The 16,855-nt window shown below is 57.4% G+C and carries 14 protein-coding genes; 4 read left to right on the top strand and 10 right to left on the bottom strand.

Features of this window, described 5'->3' with window-relative positions; genetic code table 11:
- Positions 1-149 precede the first annotated feature (149 nt).
- Positions 150-1,235: a glycosyltransferase family 1 protein gene (locus tag H6G52_RS14155; RefSeq protein ID WP_190529173.1), complete on the bottom strand. Its 1,086-nt coding sequence runs from the start codon at positions 1,233-1,235 to the stop codon at positions 150-152.
- Positions 1,236-1,550: 315 nt separating this feature from the next.
- The gene (locus tag H6G52_RS14150; protein ID WP_099533076.1) at positions 1,551-1,742 is read right to left on the bottom strand and encodes a hypothetical protein; all 192 of its coding nucleotides are present in this window, start codon (positions 1,740-1,742) and stop codon (positions 1,551-1,553) included.
- 483 nt (positions 1,743-2,225) lie between these two features.
- Between H6G52_RS14150 and H6G52_RS14145 the strand changes: the two genes are divergently transcribed.
- Both H6G52_RS14145 and cbiD read left to right on the top strand, forming a co-directional pair.
- Positions 2,226-3,455 (top strand): acyl-CoA dehydrogenase family protein, encoded by a 1,230-nt coding sequence (locus H6G52_RS14145; RefSeq protein WP_190529171.1) that lies wholly within the window; start codon positions 2,226-2,228, stop codon positions 3,453-3,455.
- Positions 3,456-3,624: 169 nt separating this feature from the next.
- Positions 3,625-4,710, top strand: coding sequence for a cobalt-precorrin-5B (C(1))-methyltransferase CbiD (cbiD, locus tag H6G52_RS14140; protein ID WP_190529170.1), 1,086 nt, complete (start codon positions 3,625-3,627; stop codon positions 4,708-4,710).
- Positions 4,711-4,757: 47 nt separating this feature from the next.
- Here cbiD and H6G52_RS14135 read toward each other — a convergent pair whose 3' ends face one another.
- Together H6G52_RS14135 and H6G52_RS14130 are read right to left on the bottom strand one after the other, a co-directional pair.
- The gene (locus H6G52_RS14135) at positions 4,758-5,066 is read right to left on the bottom strand and encodes a DUF6464 family protein (protein ID WP_190529168.1); all 309 of its coding nucleotides are present in this window, start codon (positions 5,064-5,066) and stop codon (positions 4,758-4,760) included.
- Positions 5,067-5,227: 161 nt separating this feature from the next.
- Positions 5,228-5,920, bottom strand: coding sequence for an SAM-dependent methyltransferase (locus H6G52_RS14130; RefSeq protein WP_190529166.1), 693 nt, complete (start codon positions 5,918-5,920; stop codon positions 5,228-5,230).
- A 204-nt stretch (positions 5,921-6,124) separates the two neighbouring features.
- Here H6G52_RS14130 and thrC point away from each other — a divergent pair, with 204 nt between their 5' ends.
- Positions 6,125-7,228, top strand: coding sequence for a threonine synthase (gene thrC, locus H6G52_RS14125; protein WP_099533102.1), 1,104 nt, complete (start codon positions 6,125-6,127; stop codon positions 7,226-7,228).
- Positions 7,229-7,344: 116 nt separating this feature from the next.
- Here thrC and H6G52_RS14120 read toward each other — a convergent pair whose 3' ends face one another.
- The 3 genes from H6G52_RS14120 to H6G52_RS14110 all read right to left on the bottom strand — a co-directional run bounded on the left by H6G52_RS14120 (position 7,345) and on the right by H6G52_RS14110 (position 11,044).
- A complete protein-coding gene (locus H6G52_RS14120; protein WP_190529163.1) occupies positions 7,345-8,826 on the bottom strand; it encodes a tetratricopeptide repeat protein in 1,482 nt (493 codons plus the stop codon).
- A gap of 129 nt (positions 8,827-8,955) precedes the next feature.
- Positions 8,956-9,708 (bottom strand): hypothetical protein, encoded by a 753-nt coding sequence (locus H6G52_RS14115; protein ID WP_190354477.1) that lies wholly within the window; start codon positions 9,706-9,708, stop codon positions 8,956-8,958.
- Between the two features lie 175 nt (positions 9,709-9,883).
- Positions 9,884-11,044 (bottom strand): sugar phosphate nucleotidyltransferase, encoded by a 1,161-nt coding sequence (locus H6G52_RS14110; RefSeq protein ID WP_099533069.1) that lies wholly within the window; start codon positions 11,042-11,044, stop codon positions 9,884-9,886.
- Positions 11,045-11,487: 443 nt separating this feature from the next.
- Between H6G52_RS14110 and H6G52_RS14105 the strand changes: the two genes are divergently transcribed.
- On the top strand, positions 11,488-12,408 hold the full coding sequence (locus H6G52_RS14105) for an AEC family transporter (protein WP_190529161.1): 921 nt from the start codon (positions 11,488-11,490) through the stop codon (positions 12,406-12,408).
- Positions 12,409-12,415: 7 nt separating this feature from the next.
- Here H6G52_RS14105 and phoU read toward each other — a convergent pair whose 3' ends face one another.
- The 3 genes from phoU to H6G52_RS14090 all read right to left on the bottom strand — a co-directional run bounded on the left by phoU (position 12,416) and on the right by H6G52_RS14090 (position 16,491).
- Positions 12,416-13,111 carry a phosphate signaling complex protein PhoU gene (gene phoU / locus H6G52_RS14100; RefSeq protein WP_190354475.1) on the bottom strand — a complete coding sequence of 232 codons (696 nt, stop codon included), beginning with the start codon at positions 13,109-13,111 and terminating at the stop codon, positions 12,416-12,418.
- 1,090 nt (positions 13,112-14,201) lie between these two features.
- Positions 14,202-15,761, bottom strand: a complete 1,560-nt coding sequence (locus tag H6G52_RS18915) for a cell wall metabolism sensor histidine kinase WalK (protein ID WP_190529159.1) — start codon at positions 15,759-15,761, stop codon at positions 14,202-14,204.
- Positions 15,742-16,491, bottom strand: coding sequence for a response regulator (locus tag H6G52_RS14090; protein ID WP_190354540.1), 750 nt, complete (start codon positions 16,489-16,491; stop codon positions 15,742-15,744). Before H6G52_RS14090 ends, H6G52_RS18915 begins: the two co-directional genes overlap by 20 nt.
- Between the last annotated feature and the right edge of the window lie 364 nt (positions 16,492-16,855).

Here is a 16,855-nt window from a genome sequence, read left to right as displayed (position 1 = left end):
AGATTCAGGGGGCGATCGGGCGATCGTCCCCTGAATTGTTTGAGTGCTTGGCGTGGTGAAGAATGCGCAGACCAGTGGCTATTCCAGCACCTTGGGTTCGCTGGTTTTGTAATTACCAGCATCTTGCCTTCAAGGGGGCTGAAATTGCCTTAAAACAATTGCCTCAAAACGGCCTGAGTTTGGGCTGCGGTTTTGGCCCAACTGAACTGACTGGCGCGATCGAGGCTGCGTTGGTGTAGCTCCTGCCAAAGTCGGTCATCAGTGGCCACCTGCACCATCGCATCGGCAATGGCACGGGGCTGCTCCGGGTCAATCAACAACGCCGCATCACCCGTCACCTCCGGCAACGAAGCCAGATTGGAGGTGATCACGGGCGTACCGCAGGCCATGGCTTCCAGGGCCGGAATCCCAAAGCCTTCCCAGCGGGTGGGAAAAACCAACGCGATCGCCTGGTTCAGCAACACCGGTAATTGCTCGATCGGCACATACCCTAAAAAGCGCACCCGATCGCCCAAACCCAATTCCGCAATTTGGGCCGCCAGAGCCGGTTGATAGCGCGGGTTCATGGGCCCAGCAATCCAAAATTGCCAGTCGTTGGCCGGAGCCGCCCGCAAAAATTGGGCAAAGGCCGCGATCGCCCCCGGTAAATTTTTGTAAGGATCATTGCGACCCACATAGAAAAAATAGGGGCGGCGCGGCAGGTTTAAAAATCGATAGCGATCGGCGTTGTGGGCTAACGGAGTGACAGTAATTTTCTGGGCAGGAATTTGGAAAAAACGGCCCAAATCATCGGCCGTAGCCTGGGAATTACAGAGCAAATGGGTGGCCTGTTCGGCAACACGGCGCACATAATATTTGCTGTAAAGATGCAGGCGCGATCGGGGCGGAAAAAACCGCAGCGGAATCAAATCATGCACCATCACCAGGGTGCGCAGGGCCCGAGTGCCAAACTGAATTGGGGCCTCGGGAACCGGACAAAACAGCAGCTCAACACCCGATCGACGGCACAGTTGCGGCAAGCGAAATTGCGTCCAAAACAGTCGCCGTAGATGACCCTTTGCGCCTAAATCTGAGGTCATATTGGCGGGCACAAGCTGGTTACGAAACCCCGCCATTTCCCAGGGGCTAAATAGCAAAGGATCCCGCGATCGCAAATAGGGCAACAGTTCGATCGCGTAGGTTGCCAAGCCCGTTGGTTCGGGAATCGCAAAGCTCAAATTAATCGCAAGGGTCATGATGCAAAAACGGGCAAGCGGAAAAATTGCCCCCCAGGTTCATTGGGGCCAGAAACCAAAAGCACGCCCCAGAATCGGAGCGTGCTTTTGGTTATACAGTAGTTTGCGGAATTAAAAGAGTGATCGCTAAAAAAAGGCGCGATCGGGCATTCAAGAAAGGAATTGAAAAAGCAATTAAAAGGAAAGAAAAAACAAACAACTGAGTTTTGATTGCGCTTTAAAAACCACTCCGAAGAGCGTTTTTATTCAGATTGTTATGGTTTGTCGGTGGCGAATCACCAAGCCCCTTGATCAAGATGTCTTGACCAAAGCACCTTAGCCCAATTGCCGCGATAGCATTTTCTCGACGGTTTCTTGGGTTTCTCGCAGCAAGCGATCACGGTTTTCTTCCGCTTGGCCCGATGAAGGAACCAGGTTTCGCGCTTGCAAACTCATGTGCAATTGCAATTCGGCTACATAATCGCTGAAGCTTTCACGAACCGGTGCATCGCTTTTGTGGGTCAACATCGCTACTGCCAGAGAAGTAAAACGGCGTGATTCAAGCAGGTTGGCAAGCGGAGCCACTGTCTTCAACATCTCACCAATTTCTAATTGATGCGGTCAACCAGTTTGATCAGTAATTTACGAAATTCACGATCAATAGTTCACCAATCAATTGGTATTACCCATCAGTTTTAGGAAGCGCTCATGATTAATCTGCGATTAAATTGCAATTATCTTGAACTAATCTTCCGATGTTAATTTCAGCAAGCTAATTGACCGAAATTAAGGTTCCGAATGGGTGGGGAGATATTGATGGCGGTTGGCGCTTTGCTAACCGAGAAGAAAGTTATCACGGTGCGTTTCGGGCGGCCTCGTTCGTGCAAGAAACCTTAACTTTAGAGTTAACATTTCGTTGACAACGCTGCTCAAACGCCGCTGGCCAGGGGGCGAAAACTCCCGGCCGTAGCACAATAGCCGTAAACCACTACTCATCCCCGATCGACCAAGGTGGAGCCATCTCAAGATATCAGCCCCAACAACACCGGCCCTCATGACACCAACGGCGAAGTCATCAACCATGCAGAGACCAACCACACGGAGACCAATCACGCAGAGACCAACCCGGTGACCTCGGCGCTGGCCGCGACGGACGGGCCCAATTTGCCTCCTTGGCTAGAGCAAGCGGCGGCCCACTTGCTGACCACCCTGGGGCCCCAGGCCGATTTGCTCGATCGCCAGCCAGAAGCCCTGACCGCGGCCCTCCAATGGCTGGGGCAACAGGGTTGGTTAGCCCTAAAAGTGCCCATCGAGTGGGGCGGCAAAGGCCTGAACGAAGCGGAATATGGTTGGTTTCGGGAGCAACTGGCTCGCTGTTCCGGTGCTTTGGCCTTTTTGCAAGCCCAGCACCAAACCGCAGCGGCGCTGATTGCCTCCGGAGACAATGACGACCTCAAAACCCAATATTTACCGGCGATCGCGCGGGGCGATCGACAATTGGGCATCGCCTTTTCGCATCTGCGGCGGGCGGATGATCCCCCGATCGAGGGGCGTGCCGTGGCCGGTGGCTGGGAAATTACGGGCACGGCTCCTTGGGTGACCGGGGTGGGGCACTTTCCCGAGGCGGTGTTGGCTGTGCCGACGGCGGCCGGGGTGCTGTTCGGCATTGTGCCGCTGACGGCGGTGGAATCGGGAGATCGCAACATTCAGCCGCAGCCGCCCATGGTGTTGGGAGCCATGAACGCCACCCACACAGCAGCAGTCACATTCGATCGCTGGCTCATTCCCGAAGCGGCCGTGATCGGCCTCAAGCCGATCGATTGGATTCAGCAACTCGATCGCCGGAACGCCCTGCAAGGGGTCTACTTCGCCCTCGGTTGCACCCAAGCGGCCCTCGATCGGCTAACGGTGTTGTTCCAGGAAAAACGCCTGCTGACGATCGCCGTTGCCCACGACACCTTGCGCCGGGAGTTTGACCAATTGCGGCAACAGGTCTATGGCCGCCCGATTGACAAACCCTATGCCCAAAAACTGCAACTGCGGGCCCAGGCGATCGCCCTGATGGGCCGAGCCACCCAAGTCGCCCTCGTGGCCCAAGGGGGGCGAGGCATTTTGGCCACCAACCCCGCCTATCGATTGCAGGGCGAGGCTAGCATCTTCGCGACCAGCGGCCAAACGCCCGATATTTTGGCGGCAACGCTGGGGGCGATCGTGGGTAAATCGCCAATGGCCATTGATTAACGGTTATGGATTAATGGGCATTAATTAATAGGCACTGATTAATGGGCATTAATTAATAGGCACTGATTAATGGGCATTAATTAATAGGCACTGATTAATCGCCCTTTCATCCATAATCAACCACAATTCAATCGAATGACTGTGGATGAGAGTCATTTTCAGGAGCACTATGGCGCGATCGGGCTACACCTTACCGGTATTTGCAGCAGCGGCGGCTCGGGGGGCCCTGTTGCGGTTGCAAGGCGATCGCCCGGCGGTGGTCACCCTGGATCTGTTGGACGGACAAACCGCAGAAATCGCGCTGGAGTCGATCGCCCCGTTGGATGAGCGCACCGCCTTGGCCATCACCCGCAGCGATCCGGGCGATAACCTGGATCTGACCAGAAATACTCCCGTTTGGGCTTGGGTGCAATTGATTGATCGCGTCGATCGCAAAGGCCCGCCGCTCCGGCTGGAAGGAGGCGAGGGAATTGGGCAAACGGCTGAGGGGCCGGCGATCTATCGCTTTGCCCGATCGCTCCTAGAACATAACCTGTTGCCCCTGGTTCCGCCCGATCGCGTGGCGGTGGTGCGGTTGATTTTGCCAGAGGGTCGCGACTTGGCTAAACGCACGTCTAACGAGGCTTTTGGGGTTTTGCAGGGGCTGTCACTCCTGGGAACCAGTGGCATTTCCCAGCCCCACACGGCGACGGATCAACTGGACGCATCGCGCGATCGACTGGCAGCGGTTCTGGCCCACGATCGCCATGTGATTTTCTGCATTGGCAGCAACGGACAGCAGGTGGCCGATCGCCTCGGTCTGTCCGCCGCCGCCCTTGTGCCCGTGGGGAACTGGATTGGGGCCATGTTGGTGGAAGCGGCCTTGCGGGGAGCAGAATCGGTGTTGCTGCTGGGATATCACGGCAAATTGCTGAAGCTAGCTGGGGGAATTTTCAACACCTCCAGCCACATTGCTGACGGCAAATTGGAAATTTTGGCAGCGGCGGCCCTGCGATCGGGAGGAGATGCCACCTTGGGGCGATCGATCTTGGCCAAAAGCACAGTGGCCGAAGCGGTGCAAGATTTGCAACGGTTGGGCTGGAGTCAGCGCGTTTTGGGGCAACTGGCCGCCGCCATTAGTGAGCGATCGGCCGCCTATGCCCAAAAATACGCGGATCGCTCTTTGGCCGTGGCCGTGGCCCTGTTCGATCGGGCAGGCAACATTCTGGCCACGGGCGGCCCTTGCGATCGCTGGTCAATTCCAACGGCTGATTAGTTGATTGGTTGATTAGTTAATTGGTTGATTAGCTGATTAACCACCTGCTAAGGGGTGGCTTCAAACCAATGGCAACCCGCACAGGGGCCACTGGGATTTACAGCACAACGCAACTGGGGCGATCGGGCATTGAACCGACAGCTCAAATTGCCAATGACGTAGCCCGCGCCCGGAATGTGGGTCAGCTCCGGAGGCTGAGGCCCTGGGAAGGACGGCCGGGGCGATCGGGTCGTCAGGCGGGCCCGGGTAACCGTGGTTTGCACCAGGGCTTCATAGCGGCGAACGGCCCGCAGGGACAGCAACGGTGGCAGCAGGGCGATCGAGAACAGGATCAATAGCGCCAAAGCAGTAACCATCGATAACGAAGCAAGGGGTGGCACATCATCCGATCGATAGCACGCTTTTGGGAACTTGTCCGGTGGTTGGTTCCTGGCCCTGGCCTCGATCACGCCAGTCTCGATCGCACTGACGATCAGGCACTGACGATCAAGTGCGGTTTTTTGTCCGCTGGCTCTGGCTAGGGTGTGCGCCAAACTCGCAGCAGCTCATGGCCACCCCGCTGAAATTCGTAGGTGGTGGGCAAAATTTCCACCCGCAGGCCCCGATCAACCAAGTGATCGATCGTGGGTTGCACATGGGGCGATCGGGTCACCTGATAGTTTTCCAGCAACGGAAACACCCGCACTTCCTGCGCCACCCGGGCTAATTCCACGATCGATTGCTGATGAAATTCCAGGGAAAATTGAGCGGAGTAGGTAAAGAGCAAATGGGAGCAGAGCGCCAACTCAAACTCCCCATCCCCAAAGGGCAAATTTGGCAAGCTGCATGGTTGGTAGCGCCGTGCTTGCAATCCAGCAGGAAAATCCGCCAAAAATTCCCCCATTGCTTGCAACCGATAGTCCGCCAAAGCTTCCGGCGTGGGCAATTCCGCAGACCACACAAACCAATCGTGGTTTTCGTGCAATCCCGCCACGATTTTGGGACAGGTTTCCTCAATCCGTTGGGCAATTTCCGCCGCCGAAAACTGATAGATCGGGTCGCAGGAAATCACCCGTTTTCCCAACCGATGCATCGTCGCATTAAAGCTGGCCGGCCCACCGGCACAGTCGAGGATCGATCGCTCCAAATCCTCCCCCGTGAGGGAAAACATTTTCCGATAGTCCGCAAACGATCGCCCCCAAGGAACCACCTGCGTCAGTTGAAAGGCCATATTCTGTTCACCTTTTGCTCACCCTTTTCATCACCATTTGCATCATTTCAACGGCCATGATTCAATTTTTAGACCCCAGCTTTTGATAGGTTCGTCGTCACCGCGTTCGGGCCTGTCAGGTTAAACTGTTTGGGTAATCTGCAAGCACGTTGGAGTTGTAGACGCTCTGTGACCGCTCGTTTACCCGTCGTCGAATCCGCCTCAATTGTTGATCCTCGCACGGCCAGTACGGCACAGGTTCCAGCGCCCCCGGGAGGCTGGCGCGGCCTGATCGAAACCTATCGCCGCTACCTCCCCGTTACCGACTCCACGCCCGTTGTCACCCTACACGAGGGTAATACACCGTTAATTCCCGTCCCGTCCGTGGCCGATCGGATTGGGCGTGGCGTGAAAGTTTACGTGAAATATGACGGTTTGAATCCCACCGGCAGCTTCAAAGACCGGGGGATGACCATGGCCGTAACCAAAGCCAAGGAAGCCGGAGCCAAGGCGGTGATTTGTGCCAGCACGGGCAACACCTCCGCCGCCGCTGCTGCCTATGCCCGCCGGGGTGGCCTCAAGGCTTTTGTCTTAATTCCCGATGGCTATGTGGCTTTGGGCAAGCTGGCCCAAGCCCTGCTCTACGGCGCTGAGGTGCTGGCGATTCGGGGCAACTTCGATCGGGCGTTGGAGTTGGTGCGTCAAATGGCCAACGACTATCCGATCACCCTGGTGAACTCCGTGAACCCCTATCGGCTTCAGGGGCAAAAAACCGCCGCCTTCGAGGTAGTGGATGCCCTGGGCGATGCACCGGACTGGCTCTGTGTGCCCGTGGGGAATGCCGGGAACATCACCGCCTATTGGATGGGCTTCTGTGAATATCACCAGGAGCAACGATGCCAGCGGTTGCCCCGAATGATGGGCTTCCAGGCGGCCGGGTCTGCGCCGTTGGTGGTGGGCCGTCCGGTTTTGGATCCACACACGATCGCGACGGCTATTCGCATCGGCAAGCCCGCCAGTTGGGATAAGGCGCTGGCGGTGCGGGATGCCAGCCAAGGCGGCTTTGAGGCGGTCACCGATGAAGAAATTCTGGAGGCCTACCAACTGCTAGCGGGCGAAGAAGGTGTGTTCTGCGAACCGGCTAGCGCGGCTTCCGTGGCGGGGCTGCTGAAGGTGCGCGATCAAGTGCCCGCCGGGGCCACGGTGGTTTGCGTGCTGACGGGAAATGGGTTGAAGGATCCGGATACGGCCCTGAAAACCTCCCAAAACCAGTACCACCAAGGTATTGAGCCAGAGTTGGCGGCGGTGGCCCAAGCAATGGGTTTCTAGGACGGGTTTCTAGGGCGAGTCGATCGCCCGGCTGGCCCCTCTCGTGAGTCGTTAGTCTGGCGGAGGGAATTGCCCGGATGCCATATCTTGCGAATCGGCTATTTTTGGGGCGTTGGTCATGGGGCCAGCGCCCTTTGTATTTGGTCAAAAACCGCCGCCCAATCCCCAATTTTCGGTTGGCGAAAGAGTCGGGCCGTGGGATACCAACGAGTGCGATCGGTGTTCAGCAGCCAGCGCCAATCGGGCACGGCCGGCAACAGAATCCAAACCGGTTTGCCGATCGCCCCGGCCAGGTGGGCCGTGGCGGTGTCTACGGTGATCACCCCATCCAGTTGGGCGATCGCGTGGGCCGTGTCCGCAAAATCCGTGAGCCGATCGCCCAAGGCGGGAATGCCCCGATCGGCTAGCCAGGCCCGCTCCTCGGGGCTGGTTTCCGTTTGCAAACTCAAAAACTGATAACCGGGCGATCGCAACAGGGCCGCCCATTGGGCCAAAGCGGTCGATCGCTTGCGGGCTGTGGCTCCTGTTTTGCCGGAAGCCCAAACAAATCCCCACCGTTGACCCGCTGGCGAGGCAATTGGTGAAGGTTCCGGCTCGATCAGCCCCTGGGTTGACGGTGGAAACCCTGGAAGTGACTGCGGCGACTGAAGCGATTGGCCTAACTGAAAATAGGGAATATCCGCTGGAATGGTGGCCGGCGTGGTGCCAAAGGCGGCCGGCAAACTCATCAACGGCGACCAATAATCGAACGGCGGTGGCGTTTCCCCCCGAATCACCACCTGCGCCACACCCGTCACCGTCCCAAACAGCCGAGCCAGGGGCCTCGGACATTCCAGCAGCACCCGCGCTCCTCGGGCCGCCAACAGGGGAGCATAGCGCACAAAGTTCAGCGCATCCCCAAAGCCCATATCTGAGTAGAGCAGAACGGTTTTGCCCACCAGCGGTTGCGCTCCCGTCCAAACCGGTTGAGGAAAGGGAACCGGCGGCAGCCCTCGCGCCGTTTCCACACAAAACCAACGGTGCTCATAGTCCACCAGGCCCTGTTCCCATTGGCCGAGGGTCATTTGCACCATGCCCCGATTGGCGATCGCCTCATGGAAATCCGGCTCGATCGCCAAGGCCTGGTTATATTGGGCGATCGCGTCCTCATAGCGCCCCTGTTCCCAAAGAATATTGCCCAAGCTGTGGCGGGCTTTGGCGCATTGGGGCAACGCTGCCACCACCTGCCGAATATGGATTTCGGCGGGAATTAGGTCGCCCAGCTTTTCCAAAGCATTGGCCAAGTTGCGATGGGCATCCCAATGATTGGGATCCAGGGCGATCGCCCGTTCATATTCCGCCACGGCCGCCGGGAGCTGTTGGGCCTGTTTGAGGGCTGCTCCCAGGTTGACCCGCAAGCCCGGATCCGCCGGCCGCAAAGCGATCGCCCGTTGATAGCAGTCGATCGACTGGAGCCAATGCCCCGATCGGTAATAGGCAATTCCTAAATTCTTCCAAGTGGCCCCATCGTGGGGGGCCGCCGCCGCCATCTGTTGCCACAGGGCGATCGCTCCCGACCAATCCCCTTGGCGGGCCAAACTCAACGCCCGATCGTGCATCACCGCCCCATGATCAGGAACGCATTGCCATCACCGGCCACCCACAGGCCACCCACCGTCATTTCCCGATCGCCACCCAAACCTTGCAACTATCTCGCAAAAGCCTAGAACCGGCCCATCGCTTGCTAATTAGTAATCGTATTCCACAAAATCCGCCGTCCCCGGCTCCCGGCGCACCGTCTGATCCTGACGGGCCCGAGGTAAATAGGTAGGAACCACTCGGATGGGGTGGAACGGTTGCGGGCTGTGGGGCGGCGCACCATAGCTTCCTCGGTTTTGCCGGGCCATGGTGGAAATCACCCCCGCCATCACAATGCTGCTGACCGTCAGCACCATGCCCCCCAGGGCCCAAAGGATGCCGTTGCCCCACTGGCCCGGGGGTTGCTGTTCACCCCGGTTAGCCGCAATTTGCGCCAACTTGTCATCCAAGGCCATGGAAGTGAGGTTTTTTTCCTGGCCCTGCACGGCGGTGCTCAGTTTATCCACCGCCGCCGTTAGGCGCTCCCGATCTTTGCGGTCTTCTCGCAAGTCCGCTTGAATTTCCTTCAGTTGGTCTTCGCTTTTCCGCAACCGCTCCTCAATCTTGGCGATCGTGCTGTCGCCTGTGGGAGGGGTGGCCGTCGCATCAGCCGCACCATTCGCGGCGGCACTGGGGCGGGCAGCGGACAAGGCCGTGGGTGGCGGCGAGGGCAGCATGGTCACCGTGGGGGCCGGGGGCAGTTGGCCACCCCCTTCAAGCAGGGGAACCCCACTGGGATTTTCCGACAGCCCGGGAACCGAGGACGGAGGCGCGCCCACCGCAATCCATCCCTTCGCGACCGCAAATGCCAGCGATCCCGTAATGGCGCAGCCTGCTAAAAACGCTACTCGACCCTCGGCCATACTGATGCCTGTCTAAAACTTCTCGCCAATGCTAACTGACAATCCTGCAAAAGGGTAGACGGTCTTTTGCAGACCCGATGGGAATTTCCTGGATTGTCGATCGGGAAATTCCCGCAGCCGAGTTCACTTCAGGGGCTGGCTTGATCGGGGCCCGATCCCGATCGCCCTCCTTGGCTCACTCCAACTGCAACAGCTCCGCGATCGCCTGGCCTTCCTCCGTGGGTGTAGCAGGCATCACCTGTCTGGCATCCGTAATCAGCCAATCCAGGGCCGCCGCCTGCACATCGATCGTCGCGCCCGTCTTATCCACACAATAGCGACCGAACACCAGTTTATCCACCAGTCGCACGCCCGGCCCCAAGCGGGAATATTCAAAAATCACGCTGTTTTCCACCGTGGCCCCGCTGCAAATGTGGCAGTTTTGCCCGATCGCCGTGGGGCCAATAATCTTTGCCCCATCATCAATCCGGCTCATGCCCCCGATATACACCGGCCCTTGGATCTCAACCTTGTCCCAGTTGACCGCCACATTCAGCCCCGTATAAACCCCCGGACGCACCTGCCGTCCAGGAATGGCCACGTTTTGCACTTCCCCTAACAGCACACTGCGAATGGCCCGCCAGTAGTCCGGCACTTTTCCAATATCCACCCACTGAAAGTCCATGGTGATGCCATAGAACGGCGCACCCATTTCCACCAGCTTGGGAAACAAGTCGCCCCCAATGTCATACTCACAGCCCGGGGGAATGTAGTTGAAAATTTCCGGCTCAAAGATATAAATCCCAGTGTTGATGCTGGTGCTGAGGGCTTCTTCCACGGCGGGTTTTTCCTGGAATGCCTTGATCCGGCCGTCCGGATCCGTCAACACCACCCCATAGCTGGACACCTCATCGCGGGGCACGGATTTCATGACGATCGTGGCGAGGGAGCCTTTGGCCTTGTGGAATTTGACGGCGGCGGTCAAGTCCAAATCAATCAGCGCATCGCCACAAAGCACCACAAAGGTGTCATCAAAGAAGGGGGAGAAGTCTTGGATTTTGCGCAGGCCACCCGCAGACCCGAGAGCTTTGCCAATCAGCTCGCCGTCTTCCACAAATCCTTCAAAGGAGTAGGCAATTTCGACCCCAAATCGCTGGCCATCGCGGAAATAGTCTTCAATTTCCTTGGCCAGGTGGCTGACGTTCACCACCACTTGATCAAAGCCGTGTTGGCGCAAAAGCTCGATCAGGAATTCCATCACTGGCTTTTGCAGGATGGGGATCATCGGCTTAGGCACGGTGAAGGTGATCGGCCGAACACGCGTGCCTTTGCCTGCCGCAAGGATCATGGCTTTCATGGTTTAGCTGGCTTCTCCCCGGGAATGCTTCACGTTTTATTTAACGGTGCGATCGTCGGATCAGCAAGCCAAGGGAAATGGGCGAGGCTTGCCAGATTCTGACGTGGCTTATTTGGTTTTCGACACTGTAGCGCTTGCCATGGGGTTCGCGAAAGAGAGGATGTGATCGATCGAATGGCGATTGCCCAAGTGTTTGGCGGCAACGGCGGCCGGTTGGAGCGCTGTGGGGATGGGTTTGATGGAAATCGGGCGAGTTTTTGTGGAATCTTGGCCCGAAACTAAACCGGACTGAATTTGAACTGACTTTGAACTGAATCTGAATTGGGTCTGGATTGGATCGGGATTGGATCGGGAACTGAATTTGAATTGAGTCTGAATGGGATCTGAATTGGGTCTGCAATTGGAGCTGAATTGGGAACTGTTGGGCAAAGGCAGGGAAACGAATGGCGTTGAATGCAGTTGTGTTGGGGAAGTTATACGCCACCTTGGCCGGTGGGGTGGGTTTGGGGGTGTTGTTGGGCCGCTGGCTCCCGGCGCGGGTGTCCGGGGCGATCGGGCAAGGGTTGTTTTGGGTGGGCGTGCCCCTGAGCTGCGTGGCCTTTTTGCGCCAAACCGATCTGAGCGGCCAAGCTTGGCTGGCTCCCTTGGTGGCTTGGGGGTCGATCGCTCTGGCCGGCTGTCTTGCTTGGGGATGGCTGCACTGGCAAGGGGTGACCGCTCCCCAACGGCGAGCCAGTTTTTGGCTGGGGAGCATGTTTGGCAACACGGGCTATTTGGGCTTCCCGATCGCCCTGGCCTTGGTCGGGAGTGGGCAATTTGCCTGGGCCCTGTTTTTTGATGTGGCGGGCACAACCTTGGGGGCCTATGGGGTGGGTTCGGCCCTGGCGGCTCGGCTGGGGGGCCAATCGAGCGACGGTTGGGGCATGGTGCGGGCGGGCTTGGTGAATCCGACGGTTTGGGGGGCCCTGGCGGGCTTGGGGTCGCGATCGATCGCCCTGCCCCAGGTGATCGATCGAGGGCTGACGGCCATCGCTTGGACTGTGGTGGCCCTGGCCTTGGTGTTAATTGGAATGCGGCTCAGTCAGTTGCGTTGGGGCAATGCCACGGCTCCGGCGATCGCCCTGTTGGTGATCAAAATGGCGATCGTGCCCCTGGTGGTGGGGTTGACCCTGCGGGGTTGGGGATGGCAGGGGCCAACCCTCTTGGTTTTGGTGTTGCAAATGGCCATGCCCCCCGCCTTTGCCTGTTTGGTCATTGCCGAAGCCTACGACCTCGATCGGGACTTGGCCGTGTCTAGCGTGGCCCTGGGAACCGTGGTTTTGCCCTTCACCCTGCCCCTCTGGCTTTGGCTGTTTGGGGCTTAGGGGATGGCTAGGAGCGGTGACCCGTCACGATATAGGACGCGCGTTGGGCAATATTGGTGGCATGGTCGGCCATGCGCTCAATGTGGCGAATGGTCAGCACCATCAGCAACACCGGCTCGATCGGGCCCGGCACATCCCGCTGCGTGGCCAACAGGCCATAGAGGCGATCGTAGGCCTCATCCACCACATTGTCCGCCGCTTGGAGCCGGGCCCCCGCCTCGGGATCTGGCTCCACCAACGCCGCCAAACTCATGCCCAACATGGTCAGGGTTTGGCGAGCCATGGCTTCCACCTCCTCCAGATGGGGATGGGGCCCATAGGGAAACAGGCGCACCGCAATATCCGCCAAGTCCTGGGAATAATCGCCAATGCGTTCCAAGTCCCGCACCAACTGCATCAGGGCACTCAGCCAGCGGCAATTTTCCGCCACCGGAGCGTTCAGGGTCATGGTGACCACGCAGTCGAGTTCAATTTGGCGATAGAACTCATCGATGCGGTCTTCGAGGGCATTGATCCGCTCGATCGTGGACAGGTCGCGGGCAAACAGGGCTTGCTGAGTGAGGCGAAACGAATCCTCAACCAGCGCTCCCATCCGCAGCACATCTTGGCAAACTCGCTTGATTTTGCGTTCGATCGCCGTCGGTTTGGTGGCCGCACCCGAAGCAGTGGAAAACAAAGATCGTTTCACGTCTACAGCAATCATGGAACCTTCATAAACAACAGAATGAATCAACAGCTCGTCCCAACCCTACTTTGGAAACCGTGATCATCGGCTCATGATGATGTCTTGTTGATGATTTCCTTTTGAATTGAGACCTTGCCCCGCAATGACGCTGCCCGCTCAGTTCTATTGAAAACACTCACTTCAAGGAACCAAAATTCCAATGCCCTAAAAGCCTACGAGCTACATTGATCGATGAGAAAAGATGAGAAAAAGAGTTAGAGGATGGAGGAGTCACGAATGGCGTGATCGGTGAAAGTGAAGGCTCAAAACCATGAATTGCACTATGAATTCTTGATGAATTACTGGTTCTTGGTTTGGGGGCTAGCAAAGAAAGATGAGTGCGGCTTAGGGCCTTGGCGCTTGGCTATGAATATTTTGGGCAGAAATTCGGGCAGAAACTTGGGCAGATATTCGGGCAGATATTTTGAACAAAGCCGATCGTGCCGAGAGTTTGATTGCCAGGGGAAGACTGATCCAAAGGTGATGGAAAAACTTCCGGGAAGTTTCTGGGAAGCTGCTAGGAACGGACAGCACTAGAATTAGGAACTGTTGGGTCAAATCCCAATCGATCTTGATGGATTTGACGATTTTTGAGCAATTGGGAAGCTAGCAAGGAATGACAACGGAACATCGGCGGGGGTGATTAATGACTCATGCTTAATGACTCGTGCTGTTGTCTGATCAAAGGTTCATGAAAGGACAATCTACACAAGATCAATCTAGGATTAATCGAGGCTGCCATGGGACTAATTGGCGATTGTCTGATGGATAAGGATTGGAATAAAAATGCCTCGGTAAAAAGGGGAATGGAAATGAGAAATTAATGGATGCATTTCAAAAGATTGCCTTTCCTTTATATCTTATATTTTCTTAAGATGGGGGTTCCGGCTCAGAAGTTTAGTGGGAATTTAACCAAACTTTAGTGGGCTGATCTGCCACAATCCCGAGGAGCATCACCCCTGGGATGATTGTTCAAAATTTTTGCACCGATTGGGGTGCTGTTGGCTACCAAACAGCTCGATCACCCTGGTTATCGGTGTTTTTGGGGATTGCTCCCCATCGTCAAGCACTACAAATCATCCAGGGGTTGGCGGATGGCCCGAATCGGCAGGGCTACCCGCAGCCTTGCGCCGCCGGTTTTGGGGTCGTTGCTGCCGGTAATTTGCCCCCCATGGGCGATCGCAATTTGCCGGGCGATCGCCAGCCCCAGGCCGCTGCCGGTGCTGGGGAGTTGGGGCGCAATCATGGCATCGGTTTCGCGGGTGCGGGAAGCGTCGCCGCGATAGAGCCGCTCGAAAATGTGAGGTAAATCCGTGGGCGAAAATCCGGGCCCCATATCAATCACATCGGCATAGGCCCAGGTGGCGATCGGGTCGTTGTCTGGGTCGGAGAGGGGGGTGGCGGCTTGGGGGTTGGGCTGGGGCGCTCCGGCGGCCCAGTGCGGGTCAGGCTCCGAGGCGCGATCGCCCGACTGGTTCGCCAAACCCAACTCCTCCGCCAAATCTTCCGCCAACTCCCCGGGCGGTTGGGGCAAGGTCAAGGCCGGCGCATCTTGGGAAATGTGCAGCCAAATTTGCCCACCTTCTGGGCTGTACTTAATCGCATTGTCCAGCAAATTCAACAGCAGCCGATGGAGCTTGGCCCGATCGCCCTGGAGCCAGAGATGATCTAACCCATCCCGATCGAGCACCAGCGCCACCGATTTTCGTTCCGCCAAGGGTTCCACCGACTGCCAAGCCGCCTGGGCCACCTCCACCAAGTCCAACACCTCCAGGCGCAAAATTTGCCCCGGATTCTGTTCCATTTGGCTCAAATCCAGCCAATCTTGCACAAAGCGCACCAGCCGTTTCACTTCCGGCATGGCTCGATCGACCCAATGGCTCAGGGGCGGCTCCAGTTGCTTTTGCAGGGTTTCAAACACCAACTGAATGGACGTGAGGGGCGTGCGCAACTCATGGGCCAAGTCATTGATCCACCGGTTGCGACTGCGGGCTAAATCCACCATCTGCTGGCAATTTTCCACAAAAATCGCCACGTGACCATGGGGCAGCGGAATTCCCCACCCTCGCAGGGCCAACCCCACCCCCTTGGTGGCGGTTCCCGGCCCCGGCAAGGGGGGATCGATCGTCCCGTGGTCGCTCAACTCCGGGCCCTCCGTCGATTCCGTTGGCTCCGGCCGCGGCTCTCCATAAAACGTCCAGTCCCGTTGGCAAGTGAGCCGGCCCCGCCGGGTTTGTTGCACCAACTGATCCAAATCGTAGGAGCGCACCACCTCAATCAAGAGGCGGTCTTGGTTGGGTTGCCACTGACGGATGGCGAACAGCTCCCGCGCCCGGTCATTGCACCACCGCAAGCCATCATCGCGATCGACCCACAGAAAGGCGATCGGAGCCGCCACCAGGGCCTTCTCCCAGATTTCGAGCTGAGACTCCAGGGCTACTTCCCGATCGAGCGCCGCCACCACCCCGCGCCGCACCAAGGACTCCAGCCCCAACGGAATCGCCACCTCATCGGCCAAAATGGGCGCAAAAAGCTGCATCAGGCGAGAACGCAGCCGCGCCTGTTGCCACACCCCAACCCCTAGCCCCAGTCCTAAACCGACTAGGACACTAACCAAATCGATAGCCAAAGCCGCGAATGGTGACGATGTATTCAGGCGTGCTGGGATCTAGCTCAACCTTTTCCCGCAGCCAGCGGATGTGCACATCAACGGTTTTGCTGTCGCCAATGAAGTCAATGCCCCAAATTCGCTCCAGCAACTGTTCCCGAGACCAAACCCGCCGGGGATGTTGCACAAACAATTCCAGCAGTCGAAATTCCTTCGGCGACAGGTTCACTTCCTGAGTCCGCACCACCACCCGGCATTCCTGGGGATAAAGTTCAATATCCCGATAGCGCAGCACTTCCGGCTGGGCCGCGCTCACGATCCGATTGCGCCGCAGCAGGGCCCGACAACGAGCCACCAACTCCCGCATACTGAAGGGCTTCGTGAGGTAGTCATCGGCCCCCACTTCCAACCCCAACACCCGATCGGTCTCGCTGCCCTTGGCACTCAGCATCAAAATCGGCACGGGATCTTGGCGCTGGCGCAACAGCCGACACAGATCCAGCCCATTCACCCGAGGCAACATCAAATCCAGAACAATCAAATCGGGCGGGCGGTTCATGTCGCCAGGATTGTTGAGATTCAACAGGTTCAAGGCCGCAGCCCCATCGGCCGCCACTAACACTTCATAGCCCTCGTCGCGCAGGGCCGCAGCCACCATATCGCGGATTAGTTCTTCGTCTTCAACAATCAGGATGCGGCTGGGTTGCCCCGCATCCAGGGGATTAAATTTCAGGGCGCGATCGCTGGCCAGCATACGGTGAAATTCTTGAGGAACAGATTCGGCGGTGATGAATCGATCGAGCAGTTCGGTGGCGTGAGCGAAACCCCGCAAAGCACCAAAACAGCGCCAAACTAGCGCTAAAACGGCGCAAATATAACGTTAGGAAGTAAGCTTCCTGATTTATTTCGTATTGCGGTATACGATTTATATCTCCACGATACCAAGGTTCCCGCCGGCCGGCGATCGCCCTCCTGTGGAATTTGTAAAAATTTCCTGACGGTTTTTTCGGCTCAGAAAATGCCCCCTGGGCGTTGGGTTGTCCAAATTGTCCCAGAAAGTGCCAGGGCCATTTCCTCAGAAAATTCGTTGAAGTTGTGGCGAATGGCTGCTTTTT

The organism is Limnothrix sp. FACHB-881 (genome assembly GCF_014698135.1).
Lineage (GTDB): Bacteria > Cyanobacteriota > Cyanobacteriia > CACIAM-69d > CACIAM-69d > CACIAM-69d.
Note: the sequence above shows the minus strand (reverse complement) of the source record. Positions and strands in the feature narration are given on the sequence as shown.

Coding starts and splice junctions, on each gene's coding strand:
- H6G52_RS14120 (WP_190529163.1), bottom strand. CDS start 8,826: ATGCACGATCGGGCGTTGAGTTTGGCCCGCCAAGGGGATTGGTCGGGA.
- H6G52_RS14110 (WP_099533069.1), bottom strand. CDS start 11,044: ATGAAAGCCATGATCCTTGCGGCAGGCAAAGGCACGCGTGTTCGGCCG.
- H6G52_RS14130 (WP_190529166.1), bottom strand. CDS start 5,920: ATGGCCTTTCAACTGACGCAGGTGGTTCCTTGGGGGCGATCGTTTGCG.
- H6G52_RS14105 (WP_190529161.1), top strand. CDS start 11,488: ATGGCGTTGAATGCAGTTGTGTTGGGGAAGTTATACGCCACCTTGGCC.
- cbiD (WP_190529170.1), top strand. CDS start 3,625: ATGGCGCGATCGGGCTACACCTTACCGGTATTTGCAGCAGCGGCGGCT.
- phoU (WP_190354475.1), bottom strand. CDS start 13,111: ATGATTGCTGTAGACGTGAAACGATCTTTGTTTTCCACTGCTTCGGGT.
- H6G52_RS14155 (WP_190529173.1), bottom strand. CDS start 1,235: ATGACCCTTGCGATTAATTTGAGCTTTGCGATTCCCGAACCAACGGGC.
- H6G52_RS14115 (WP_190354477.1), bottom strand. CDS start 9,708: ATGGCCGAGGGTCGAGTAGCGTTTTTAGCAGGCTGCGCCATTACGGGA.
- H6G52_RS14135 (WP_190529168.1), bottom strand. CDS start 5,066: ATGGTTACTGCTTTGGCGCTATTGATCCTGTTCTCGATCGCCCTGCTG.
- H6G52_RS14150 (WP_099533076.1), bottom strand. CDS start 1,742: ATGTTGACCCACAAAAGCGATGCACCGGTTCGTGAAAGCTTCAGCGAT.